Annotated in this window: 8 protein-coding genes; all 8 read left to right on the top strand. The window is 43.9% G+C overall.

Annotated elements, in window-relative coordinates; genetic code table 11:
• The coding region (locus B2575_RS09100; RefSeq protein ID WP_296241493.1) for a DNA topoisomerase IB at nt 1–887 on the top strand (887 nt) is incomplete at its 5' end.
• Nucleotides 888–1,101: 214 nt separating this feature from the next.
• Nucleotides 1,102–2,826 (top strand): AMP-binding protein, encoded by a 1,725-nt coding sequence (locus B2575_RS09105; RefSeq protein ID WP_296241495.1) that lies wholly within the window; start codon nt 1,102–1,104, stop codon nt 2,824–2,826.
• Between the two features lie 89 nt (nt 2,827–2,915).
• On the top strand, nt 2,916–3,707 hold the full coding sequence (locus tag B2575_RS09110; protein WP_296241497.1) for an SDR family NAD(P)-dependent oxidoreductase: 792 nt from the start codon (nt 2,916–2,918) through the stop codon (nt 3,705–3,707).
• Nucleotides 3,708–3,850: 143 nt separating this feature from the next.
• The gene (locus tag B2575_RS09115; RefSeq protein WP_296241499.1) at nt 3,851–4,441 is read left to right on the top strand and encodes a L,D-transpeptidase family protein; all 591 of its coding nucleotides are present in this window, start codon (nt 3,851–3,853) and stop codon (nt 4,439–4,441) included.
• A 435-nt stretch (nt 4,442–4,876) separates the two neighbouring features.
• Complete coding sequence (clpB, locus tag B2575_RS09120) at nt 4,877–7,474, top strand: ATP-dependent chaperone ClpB (RefSeq protein ID WP_296241501.1); 2,598 nt, start codon at nt 4,877–4,879, stop codon at nt 7,472–7,474.
• 189 nt (nt 7,475–7,663) lie between these two features.
• Nucleotides 7,664–8,917 carry a PQQ-dependent sugar dehydrogenase gene (locus tag B2575_RS09125; protein ID WP_201604955.1) on the top strand — a complete coding sequence of 418 codons (1,254 nt, stop codon included), beginning with the start codon at nt 7,664–7,666 and terminating at the stop codon, nt 8,915–8,917.
• A 168-nt stretch (nt 8,918–9,085) separates the two neighbouring features.
• Nucleotides 9,086–10,735, top strand: a complete 1,650-nt coding sequence (locus tag B2575_RS09130; protein WP_296241505.1) for a BCCT family transporter — start codon at nt 9,086–9,088, stop codon at nt 10,733–10,735.
• Nucleotides 10,736–10,971: 236 nt separating this feature from the next.
• The gene (locus tag B2575_RS09135) at nt 10,972–12,627 is read left to right on the top strand and encodes a BCCT family transporter (RefSeq protein WP_201614135.1); all 1,656 of its coding nucleotides are present in this window, start codon (nt 10,972–10,974) and stop codon (nt 12,625–12,627) included.
• Nucleotides 12,628–12,642 lie beyond the last annotated feature (15 nt).

The raw sequence follows: 12,642 nt of genomic DNA on the forward strand, positions 1-12,642 counted from the left end.
ATAAAGGGCACTTGCAATCGACGGGGCGCGATGACAAAGCACGAAAACAATACTTATATCACCCTGAGTGGGATCGCGTACGTGACCAAGCCAAATTCGATGCCATGATAGGCTTCGCTAGAGCATTGCCGAATCTACGTGCGCAAGTCGAAAAAGACTTGAAAGCTAAATCATTATCCCGTGAAAATGTCTTATCAGCAGTGGTCAAACTATTAGAAACGACCTTGATTCGTATCGGCAACAGCCGCTATGCCAAGCTCAATAAAAGCTATGGTTTGAGTACTCTACGCAGTAAGCATGTGAGCGAAACTGATAACGGACTGGCGTTTGATTTTGTCGGTAAAAGTGCTAAAGAGCATCATATTGAATTGCAAGATGAGCGTTTGATTGAGATTGTGCAGGCATGTTCTGAGCTACCTGGTTATCAGATTTTTAAATATTTAGATGACGATGGTCACAAGCAAGTCGTCGACAGTAGCGATATCAACGACTATCTACGCACGCATACTAGCGGTTATGGTCGTGACAGTGAGATGTATAGCGGTAATTTATATAGCGCAAAGGACTTTCGTACTTGGATGGCCAGTGTGCTGGCAGCAAGCTACCTTTATGATGAGCTACAGAGCGCTCAGGGTAAAGCAATATTAGCCAGTGAACCTGATAGTAAAGCGCGTCAGCAACTGGTGACTGATATGGTAAAAAGTGTCGCTGATGAGCTGGGTAATACCCCTGCTGTCTGCCGAACATCTTATATTAATCCCATTATTATAGAGCGCTTTTTGGCGGGGCAGTTCTTTGAACCTTATAAACAAGCGCGCCGTGGACGTACCAAACAGCATCAAAGTTATGAAGAAAAGGCGCTGCTGGGATTTTTAAGTGGCTGCTGAGTGCTTTGAAATAAAGTTCCATCAAGAGTTTGTGATTGAATTATAAAAATGATACGTTATGTATTGAAATAAATATTAAAATGCGTTACTAATAGAGTCTATGCACATTTATATGTGCGAACAAGCAGAAAGAACTGTTGCTAGGATATGCCTGTTTTTCTGCTGACAATTCTCTTATTTCGCCCGTTACCTGCTATTGCTAAAGGATTAGCTTATGAACACCTCTTCTACAGACCCATCAGTCGTAAATACCACTTCAAATCATACTGCACACCCGCCAATGAGCTACAGTGATTACTATCATAACTTTGATATGAACGCGCTATTGACAGAAATATTTGGCGAGCATTTAGACGACCGCTTGAATGCTTATATGGCGTGTTGCGGTCGTCATGTGCGTGATGGTCGCGGTGATAATATTGCACTGGTGCATGAAGATACGTCGGGCAATGTAACGCGCATGACCTTTGCTGAGCTTGATAAGGCAAGCGCACAAGTCGCCAATTTATTGTTGTCTTATGGCGTACAAGTTGGTGACCAAGTGGCAACCATGCTACCTCGCACTCCTGAGCTGCTCACCATTGTACTCGCGACTTGGCGGATCGGCGCGGTTTATCAACCGTTATTTACCGCCTTTGGCTATGATTCAATTAAGTATCGGATGGACAAAGCCAATACCAAAGTGGTTTTTACCAATCAAGAAAATCGTGGCAAGTTTGACGACTTGGCCAAACAAACCAAAATGGTGCTGGTTGGTAGCAAAGTAGATGCGCAAAGTTGGGGTGATGATAGCTACGCTGAAAAGGTCGCAACACAGTCGCAAACGGTATACGCGGTTTCATTAGATACCGATGCACCCTTTCTGCAAATGTTTACCTCAGGTACAGTAGGTAAATCAAAAGGCGTTAGTGTGCCGCTAAGTGCGCTCTCAGCGTTCTATCTCTACATGCGCTATGCGATTGACTTGCGAGCGGATGATAATTACTGGAACATGGCTGATCCAGGTTGGGCATACGGTCTTTATTATGCGATTACAGGACCTTTGTTATTAGGGGTAACAACGTATTTTAATGAAGCTGGCTTTGATGCACAAAATACTCGCGATTTTATGGTACGTCATAAGATTAGTAATTTAGCGTCCTCACCGACAGCGTTTCGGATGATGAAATCGAGTGGCGTGTTTGAAGCTGCTCACAATGACAATAATAACGATAGTGAGGCTAAATTATCACTGCGCTGTGCCAATTCAGCAGGCGAGACCTTAAATACCGAAGTGGTCAATTGGGTTGAAACCTATTTAAACTGTAAAGTCTGCGATCAGTACGGGCAGACCGAAACGGGTATGACTTGCTGTGAGCATCATGCGTTATCACATAAATGTCCGGTTGGCTCGATGGGCATGGCGCTACCGGGGCACACATTAGTAGTGTTAGACGATGAGATGAATATATTAGCTGATGGCGAACAAGGACAGCTTGCCGTAGTGGTCAGTCAATCGCCCGCATTTTATTTCCGTGGTTATAGCTGGAACGAAAAAGACGCTTTTACTGATGATTACTATTTAACAGGCGACGTGGTTGAGCGCCACAGTGATGGCAGCTATTGGTTTTCAGGGCGTGATGACGACATTATCATTACCGCAGGTTACCGAGTTGGACCAACCGATGTTGAAAATACCGTGCTGGAGCATGAGGCAGTCGCAGAGTCAGCGGCAGTTGGAGTGCCAGACGAAGTGCGTGGTCATACCATTAAGTCGTATGTGGTACTAAAAGACGGTATCGAAGGCACAGACGAGATTGCTAAAGAGATTCAAGACTTGGTACGCAAGCGTCTATCAACGCATGCTTATCCACGTGAGGTTGAGTTTGTGAAAGAGTTGCCAAAAACCCCAAGTGGTAAAATTCAGCGCTTTTTGCTGCGCAGTTTATCTGCAGCTTAATAAAGCGCAATGCACTCATATCGTCAGGTTAAGATAAAAATCGATGACTGATAAAAATAACAGTAAAAATATTAATAAAAGGAATAATTATGCACATTGAACAACAGAGCTTTTTGGTCACAGGCGGTGCATCAGGTTTGGGAGAGGCAGTGGTTCGTGCTATTGTCAAGCAAGGCGGTAAAGTCGTCATCGCAGATCTGAATGAATCAGCTGGGAAAGCACTGGTAGACGAGCTAGGTGACAATGCGCGTTTTACACGCTGTGATGTGACCAGTGGTGATGAGGTGCAAGCGGCTGTGGATACGGCTGAAAAAGAATTTGGCGGCTTACAAGGGTCTATCAACTGTGCGGGCATTGCCGTTGTGCAAAAGCTGCTGGACCGTGATAACAACCCAGCGGATCTCGATGCTTTTAGTCGTGGCGTCAATATTAATCTTGTTGGCTCTTTTAATGTCGCGCGTTTGGTCGCAGCCAGTATTGCAAAGCGTGTAGCAAATGCCAATAACGCAGACAGCTCTGTAGAGAAGAACGCTGATAATGGCGTCATTATTAATACGGCTTCTATCGCAGCTTTTGATGGGCAAGTAGGACAAGCAAGCTATTCATCGTCAAAAGCAGGTGTCGTCGGTCTCACTTTACCGCTAGCACGTGAGCTGGCACGTCATGGTATTCGCGTGATGACTATCGCGCCGGGCGTCTTTGCCACACCGATGATGGAGACTATCCCTGAAAAAGCGCGCGAACAACTAGAGGCGGGCGTACCTTATCCTAAGCGTCTGGGCAATCCCAATGAGTTTGCCAAGTTGGTCATGCATATCATTGATAATGCCTATCTCAATGGAGAAGTCATTCGCTTAGATGGCGCGATTCGTATGGTGTAATGGTATTAACGCAATTTTTATGTTCAAAAGATCCTAATGTTATCCATGAAATTTTCACAAAAACTGGCATGATGCTTTGGTAAGTTAATAGCGTGGTATGTTGCCATTTCACTCTTTAACGCCAAACGGAGTTATTAAAGCCTATGTCATTTTTTTCTCTACATTTCAGCAAAAAGCCGCGTCGATTGTTTGTCGTGATAGGACTGGGACTGACCACCATTATGAGCACCAGTGCGATAGGGTATGTCAAAACAGCCTCCTCGGATGCAAAAAGTACAGGCAATAATGGTCAGCCTATTTCTAGTACGGTGGTTATCGATAAAGTTTTTGTCGATAAATCCGACCGTATTTTGCAGCTATTGAGTGGTGATAAAGTCATTAAGTCCTATCGTATTGCGCTAGGGGATAGTCCGGTTGGTCATAAACAGCAGCAAGGCGATGAGCGCACACCCGTGGGGGCGTACATCTTAGATTATAAGAATGAGAACTCTATTGCCCATCGCTCCATCCATATAAGCTACCCCAATGCTGCGGACAAAGCTCGGGCACGATCACGCGGCGTTCATCCTGGTGGTGATATTATGATTCATGGGCAGATGAACGGCTTCGGTCATCTAGCGTGGATTAACCAACAACGTGATTGGACCGATGGTTGCATTGCGGTCACTGATAATGAGATGGATGAGATTATGGCGGCAGTTAAGGTTGGTACATTGATAGAAATTGTAGAATGAGCGTTATGTTAATGCTGGCTATCGTGTAGTAAATTTCTAGCAGTTACAGCGCATTAAAATCTTTGCTATAGCTGTCTCTTGCTTGCCTTTCATTGTTGAGCAAGCCTCTCTTTTAGTTGTTTTTTTTATTTATTCTCTTGAAATATTCTCTTAGTGTGCCTATTGATAGTTTGTGATAATATCATTGCTATGGGTAAGGTTTTTACCTATATAAAATCTTACTATTTTTCAGTATTTACTAATAAGTCATAGATATTGATTGACAAATTGCATAAGTAGGTTGAAATCTTGTATGTTATACCCTATATATATAACAACTAACGGTGATTGAGACACGATAAAATTGACGATAAGCGCTATGTTTTAAACGCTGCGCGTTCGGTATTTTATGTTGCATTCACTGACTGATAATACTAATTATAAAAGGACACAATTATGAGGTTCGAAAAATTTACCCAGAAATTGCAATCAGCCATTCAAGAAGCACAGAGCCTAGCATTGGGACGTGACCATACAGGTATTGATCCCGTGCATCTGCTTGCAGTATTGCTACAGGATGAGTCTAATTTATCTATCTGCCAACAAGCAGGCGCGTCTATCCCTGCGCTAAAGAATGGTGTGGCAAAGGCGCTCGACAATCAAGCAACGATTAGTGAGCCAACAGGTGATGTGAATTTAAACCCAAATTCGGTTAAGATTTTGAACTTGGCAGACCGTCAAGCGCAGAAAGAAGGCGATGATTTTATCGCCACTGAATGGGTGATGTTGGCGCTCGCTGAGCAAGGTGAAACCAAAAAGATATTTGAGAGTGCGGGCGTAACAGCGAGTAAATTAAAAACAGTCATTGAGCAATTGCGAGGTGATGATACCGTGAATAATCAAAATGCTGAAGATCAGCGTGATGCGCTGAATAAATATACGATTAACTTAACTGAGCAGGCGGAACTTGGTAAGCTTGACCCTGTGATTGGTCGCGATGAAGAGATTCGTCGTACCATTCAAGTACTGTCACGTCGTACCAAAAATAATCCAGTACTGATTGGTGAGCCAGGTGTTGGTAAAACGGCTATCATTGAAGGTTTGGCACAAAAAATCATCAATGGTGACGTACCAGAAGGACTACGCCGCAAAGAAGTGTTGTCGTTAGATTTGGGCTCATTGATTGCGGGGGCAAAATTCCGTGGTGAGTTTGAAGAGCGACTCAAAGCGGTGCTCAGCGACTTATCAAAGCAAGAAGGCAATGTCATCTTATTTATCGATGAGTTGCATACTTTAGTAGGTGCTGGTAAAGCCGATGGTGCGATGGATGCCGGTAATATGCTAAAGCCTGCGCTTGCGCGTGGTGAGCTACACTGTGTCGGTGCGACAACTCTTGATGAGTATCGCCAGTACATCGAAAAAGATGCGGCGCTTGAGCGTCGTTTTCAAAAGGTACTGGTCGATGAGCCAACGGTCGAAGACACCATTGCGATTTTGCGTGGTCTAAAAGAGCGTTATGAGCTGCATCACGGTGTTGATATCCAAGACAGCGCGATTATTGCTGCTGCGCGGATGAGCCATCGTTATATTACCGATCGCAAGCTGCCAGATAAAGCGATTGACTTGATTGATGAAGCGGCCAGTCGTTTACGTATGGAGATGGACAGCAAGCCTGAAGCCTTAGGTAAGCTTGATAGTCGCTTGATTCAGTTGAAAATGCAGCGCGAAGTGCTTAAAAATGAAGAAGACGCTGGTGCGCAAGCCGAGCGTAAAGTGCTCGATGCACAAATTGAAGAGCTAGAAAAAGAGTACGCTGACCTTAATGAGATTTGGCAAGCAGAAAAAGCCTTGGTCAAAGGCAGTCAGCAGCTAAAAGACGAGCTGGATAAAGCGCGTATCGCCTATGACAAAGCCAGTCGTGAAGGGGATTACGAGACCATGAGTAAGCTGCAGTATGAAACGATTCCGCAGCTAGAGCGTCGCATTACTGAGTCTGACTTGGCAGAACAAAAAGAGCAGACAGGCGAAGGTAGTGGTGTAAAACTACTACGTAATAAAGTCACGGATAATGAAATTGCCGAAGTCGTAGCGGCAGCAACAGGTATTCCTGTGAGTAAAATGATGCAAGGCGAGCGTGACAAGATGATAGCGATGGAAGAAAAGCTCCATGAACGCGTCATCGGTCAAGATGAAGCAGTCGAAGCGGTCGCCAATGCGGTACGCCGTAGCCGTGCTGGTTTGTCTGATCCGAATCGCCCTTCAGGTTCGTTCTTATTCTTAGGACCAACGGGTGTCGGTAAGACTGAGTTGACCAAGTCACTGGCGAACTTCTTATTCGACTCTGAAGATGCGATTGTTCGTATCGACATGAGTGAGTATATGGAGAAGCACAGTGTCAGTCGTTTGGTGGGTGCGCCTCCAGGTTATGTGGGCTACGAAGAAGGTGGTGCATTAACGGAAGCTGTACGCCGTAAGCCTTATAGTGTGATTTTGTTTGATGAAGTTGAAAAAGCGCACCCTGATGTGTTTAATATCTTGCTACAAGTATTGGACGATGGTCGCTTAACGGACTCACAGGGTCGCGTGGTGGACTTCAAAAACACGGTCATCATTATGACCAGTAACTTGGGTTCGCACAAAATCCAAGAGATGGTCGGTGAAAGTTACGAAGACATCAAAGCTGAGGTGATGGAATCAGTTGGGCAGCATTTCCGCCCAGAGTTCGTCAACCGTATCGACGAGATTGTGGTATTCCATCCGCTCGGTATGTCGCAGATGTCAGGTATTGCTGCGATTCAGTTGGATCGCTTACGTCAGCGCTTGCATGAGCGTGAGTTAGACATCGAGTTATCAGCAGAAGCGATGAATAAGCTGGTTGCGGTTGGTTATGATCCTGTCTATGGCGCGCGTCCACTCAAGCGTGCCATTCAGCAAGAGATTGAAAACCCGTTGTCATTGAAGCTATTGGCTGGTGATTTTGGCGCAGGAGATATCATCAAAGTCGATGTCGGCGCAGATGATAAGTTGGTGTTTGAGAAACGTAGCATGAATTAATATCTAACCCTAACTGACCGTGGTTTAAAACAAACCTCTTACTTGCCTATTTTTTCTACAGGCAGGTAAGGGGTTTTTTTGTGCGCCATTATTATTTACGGTTTGAGTGCTTTGACTATGTTATAAATAAACTAAGCACTGAAAACTAAACACTAGGAATAAGACATCAACAGTTACGGAGACGACAAAATGACGATCATCAGTATGCAGCACCTAAGCACGCCATTAATGTTACCGATAATGATCAGCGCACTGCTGTTTAGTGCTCCTGCTTGCTCCAATCAAACTGCCGTCAATACTCATGAAGACCTAACAGACTATAAAGAAGGGCAAGCTTCTGCTAGTGAATCGCTAGCAAGTACCGAAAAACCCGCCTTTATCACTAAAAAAATAGCCACGTTTGATGAGCCTTGGGCAATGACAGCATTACCTGCCGTTAATAATGAGCCCCCTAAATTACTTGTCACCCAAAAGACAGGCGAGTTATTCATTGTTGAGACGGCAACAGGTGCCAAGACAACCATCAGTGGTATACCGAAGGTGGCTTATGGTGGGCAAGGTGGTCTTGGCGATATCGTTCTTGCACCAGATTTTGCTACTGCTAATCATGTCTATATGAGCTACGTTGAAGCAGGGAATGACACTGATAATAATAAATTTGGCGCTAAAGTCATCAAAGCGACATTGATAGGATTGGATACAGCCAAGCCTCGTTTGCAGGATCTTACGCCCATTTGGGAGCAAATACCGAAAGTAAAAGGGCAGGGGCATTATAGTCATCGCTTGCTTTTCTCGCCTGACGGAAAATATTTATATATCAGTTCAGGCGAGCGCCAAGAAAAAACACCAGCACAGGATATGAGCGTCAATTTGGGCAAAATTATTAGGTCAAATCTTGATGGCTCAGTGCCAGCAGACAATCCTTTTGTAGATAATAGCAATGACATTGCCGCACAGTTTTGGAGTATAGGACATCGTAATGTATTGGGTATGGCGTTCGATGAAAAAGGTAGGCTTTGGGCGCATGAGATGGGACCACGGGGCGGTGATGAATTTAATCTCATTGAAAAAGGTCATAACTACGGCTGGCCAATCGTATCAAATGGGCGTAACTATACAGGCACGGATATTCCTGACCATGAGACGCGTCCTGAGTTTACGCCGCCCAAAATTAGTTGGACGCCAGTGATATCACCCTCATCGATGAGTATTTATAACGCTGGAAAATATAATGATTTCCCAGCGTGGCAAGGTAATGCGCTCATTAGTGGTTTATCCTCTAAAGCGCTGATAGTCGTCGATTTTGATGAAAATAGCCGCGCGACTGAGCGCTATCGCTATGATATGGGCGAGCGTATTCGTAGTGTGTTAAATGTAGATGGACAAGTTTGGGTATTAGAGGACGGCAATGCTAGCAGATTATTACAATTAATACCGCAGTAACCATCAATAGCAGTTGCTTTTCAAGCGTTTGCACTATTGTAGGTTAGGCTGCTAAATGGTTTTGGTCTATTTCTGTCAATAAGAAAAACGTAAATAGCTAATTAGATTTGATAGTTGAGAGGTATCTTGTTAAGGTATTCTTCCTAAAAAACTAAGGCTAACAAACAAATGGATCATGTAAAAGTTGGCAGGTTAGGCCCTTTTCCACGGGTAAGTAAACCTGTGTTTATTACTTCAGCACTACTTATCGTTGGATTTATTATCTTTGGTGCTTTCTTTACTGACACCGCTGGTACACTATTTAGCTTTTTACAGAATTTTATTACGGATAAGTTCGGCTGGATGTTTGTTATATTAATGAACGTTGCGCTGGTATTCTGCATTTATCTAGCAGCGAGTCGTTATGGTGACATCCGTTTAGGTCAACAAACAGAAAAACCGCAGTACAGTTTGTTTTCTTGGATAGGGATGTTGTTCTCTGCTGGTATCGGTATTGGACTGGTATATTGGGGGACGGCTGAGCCCTTGTATCACTTTATGGCACCACCACTCGGTGAGGCGGAAACAATAGAAGCCGCCAAGCAAGCCATGAGTATCTCATTTTTACATTGGGGACTACATGCTTGGGCGATTTATACCATTGTGGCATTGGCGCTGGCTTACTTCCACTTTCGCCGTGGACTGCCATTGTCGATTCGCTCGACGCTATACCCGTTATTAGGCGAGAAAATATATGGTCGCTGGGGTCATACGGTAGATATTCTAGCCGTTTTCGGCACGATGTTTGGTGTGGTAACTTCCTTAGGTCTAGGGGTTATGCAGATCAATTCAGGTCTTGAAAATTTATTCGGTATACCCAATTCTTTAACCGTACAGTTTATTATTATTGCTTTTGTGACCGCATTGGCATGTGGCTCATTGATGCTTGGTCTTGATAAAGGTATCAAGCGCTTAAGTGATATCAATATGGGTTTTACAGGTGTGCTCTTGGCCTTTATGGTCATCTTAGGACCAACCTTATTTATTTTTGATAGTTTTATAGAAAATATTGGTAATTATGTCGTTGCCATGATTCCGTTATCAACATGGGGCGAAGCTTATAGTAATACGGATTGGCAGAGTGGTTGGACGATATTCTATTGGGCGTGGTGGGTAAGTTGGGCACCGTTTGTCGGCGTATTTATCGCTCGCATCAGTCGCGGTCGTACCATTCGTGAGTTCGTATTGGGTGTATTATTGATTCCCATGGTAATTTTGTTCTTCTGGTTCACCACGTTCGGTGGTGTCGCTATTCATATGGAGCTTTTGGCTGCGCTTGATCCTGCTATGGCCAGTCCAGGATTGGTGGAAGCGGTGCAAGCAGATACGGGTAGCGCTATTTTCAAGCTGGTTGAGTATTATCCATTCGCGAAACCAATTACCTTGCTCATCGTTGTTATGATTGTTTTATGGTTCGTGACTTCATCGGATTCAGCAAGTTTCGTCATTGATATGTTGACGGCGGGCGGCGATACCAACCCACCTAAGATTCAACGTTTATTTTGGGCGATTATGGAAGGTTTGATTGCCGCTATATTGTTAGCAGCAGGCGGATTAGGCGCATTGCAAGCCGCCGCTATTGTGGCTGGACTGCCATTTGCTTTAGTGATATTTGTCATGATGTATGCCTTACTTCGTGGCTTAAGCCGAGATCGATTGATACTGTATCGCGCTCAGCAGCACTTTATCACCGAAGAATCTGCAGATCATAATTCAGCCAATGAGTTTGCTGATGAGCACTTGTTGAAAGGACCACCTAAAATTGTGAAAGGTGATTAGCAGATTATATATATCAGCTTTAATACTGTTTTTATTAAATGAATCAGGCAGTTAGCTTCTTCTTTTTTTACGTAAAAACACAATATAACAATTGTGATTTGAAATCCTAAGATGCATCGTTATCTTAGGATTTTTTTATTTGTTGACCAATAGCAAGGTTATAAAGTGTCTGATTCGATTTGATAGTTGTGCAGTATCTTGTTAAGGTGAGCCCCTTCAAAAATTGAGATGACTAAATGGATCATGTAAAAGTTGGCCGCTTAGGCCCTTTTCCGCGGGTAAGTAAACCTGTGTTTTTAACTTCAGCGTTATTAATTCTTGTGTTCATTATTTTTGGTGCTCTCTTTAATGAGCAAGCAGAATTGTTGTTTGGTCATGCCAAAGCATTTGTGTCTTTGCGTTTTGGCTGGTTCTTTATTGTGGTGGTCAACTTAACGTTGGTGATGAGTATTTACATGATATTTAGTCGTTATGGCGATATCAGGCTTGGTCATCAAAATGAGAAACCAGAATACAATCTAGTATCTTGGATCGGCATGCTATTTTCAGCGGGCATCGGTATTGGCCTGCTCTATTGGGGGACGGCTGAACCCTTGTACCATTTTATGGCGCCGCCATTAGGAGAAGCTGAAACAGTGGCTGCCGCCAAGCAAGCGATGAATATCTCGTTCTTGCACTATGGTTTACATGTGTGGGCGCTCTATGGCATGGTCGCGTTGTCATTGGCTTATTTCCATTACCGAGTGGGCTTACCGCTGGCCATCCGTTCGACACTATATCCTATATTGGGCAAAAAGATCTATGGTGGTTGGGGTCATACGGTCGATACACTAGCGGTATTTGGTACGATGTTTGGAGTAGTGACCACTTTAGGTCTTGGGGTATTGCAAATTAACTCAGGTCTTGAGACGTTATTTGGCATACCCAATAATATTACAGTGCAAATTATTTTGATTGCCTTAATCACTATGTTGGCAGGTCTGTCTCTATTTATGGGGCTAGATAAAGGGATTAAGCGCTTAAGTGATACCAATATATTATTTACTGTGATATTGCTCAGCTTTGTGATTATTTTAGGACCAACCCAGTTTATCTTTAATAGCTTTGTAGAAAATATTGGCAATTATTTGCATCAAATTGTGCCATTAGGTCTTTGGACAGAATCGTATGATGGTCAAGAAAACTGGCAAGCATCATGGACGATTTTCTATTGGGCATGGTGGATAAGCTGGTCGCCTTTCGTCGGTGTGTTCGTGGCTCGTATCTCTCGTGGTCGAACCATTCGTGAGTTCATCTTAGGGGTGTTATTAATTCCTATCACCATCTTGTTCTTATGGTTCACCGCTTTCGGTGGTTCAGCCGTTAATATGGAATTAATGGCAGCCGCTGATCCCAACCTCATCAGTCCTGGCTTGATTGAGGCTGTCCAAGCAGATACTGGCAGTGCCATCTTTAAACTGATGGAATCTTATCCATTTACGTCAGCTTTGAACTTGCTTATCGTAGTGATGATTGTGCTTTGGTTTGTCACGTCATCGGATTCTGCCAGTTTTGTGATTGATATGTTGACCTCAGGTGGCGATGCCAATCCACCTAAAATTCAACGCCTATTTTGGGCAGGTACAGAAGGTGTCATCGCTGCCGTACTATTAGCAGCAGGTGGCTTGAGTGCGCTACAAGCGGCTTCAATTGTGTCAGGTTTCCCTTTTGCGATTGTGATAGTCGTTATGATGTACTCCTTATTACGCGGCTTGAGTCGAGATCGTTTGATACTGTATCGCAACCAGCAATGGTTTGTCACCGAAGAGTCAGCAGAGCATAATTCAGCCAATGAGTTTCGTGATGAAGATTTGTTGACAGGCCCACCTGATCTTGAAAAACCTGAAGGTTAGATTTTATTGATCTGA

It is taken from the genome of Psychrobacter sp. UBA6739 (assembly GCF_002453835.1).
In the GTDB taxonomy this organism is placed as follows: domain Bacteria; phylum Pseudomonadota; class Gammaproteobacteria; order Pseudomonadales; family Moraxellaceae; genus Psychrobacter; species Psychrobacter immobilis_A.

Bases quoted from the DNA above. Each gene is read 5' to 3' on its own strand.
- B2575_RS09105 (WP_296241495.1), top strand. From the start codon at position 1,102: ATGAACACCTCTTCTACAGACCCATCAGTCGTAAATACCACTTCAAAT.
- B2575_RS09110 (WP_296241497.1), top strand. From the start codon at position 2,916: ATGCACATTGAACAACAGAGCTTTTTGGTCACAGGCGGTGCATCAGGT.
- B2575_RS09115 (WP_296241499.1), top strand. From the start codon at position 3,851: ATGTCATTTTTTTCTCTACATTTCAGCAAAAAGCCGCGTCGATTGTTT.
- clpB (WP_296241501.1), top strand. From the start codon at position 4,877: ATGAGGTTCGAAAAATTTACCCAGAAATTGCAATCAGCCATTCAAGAA.
- B2575_RS09125 (WP_201604955.1), top strand. From the start codon at position 7,664: ATGACGATCATCAGTATGCAGCACCTAAGCACGCCATTAATGTTACCG.
- B2575_RS09130 (WP_296241505.1), top strand. From the start codon at position 9,086: ATGGATCATGTAAAAGTTGGCAGGTTAGGCCCTTTTCCACGGGTAAGT.
- B2575_RS09135 (WP_201614135.1), top strand. From the start codon at position 10,972: ATGGATCATGTAAAAGTTGGCCGCTTAGGCCCTTTTCCGCGGGTAAGT.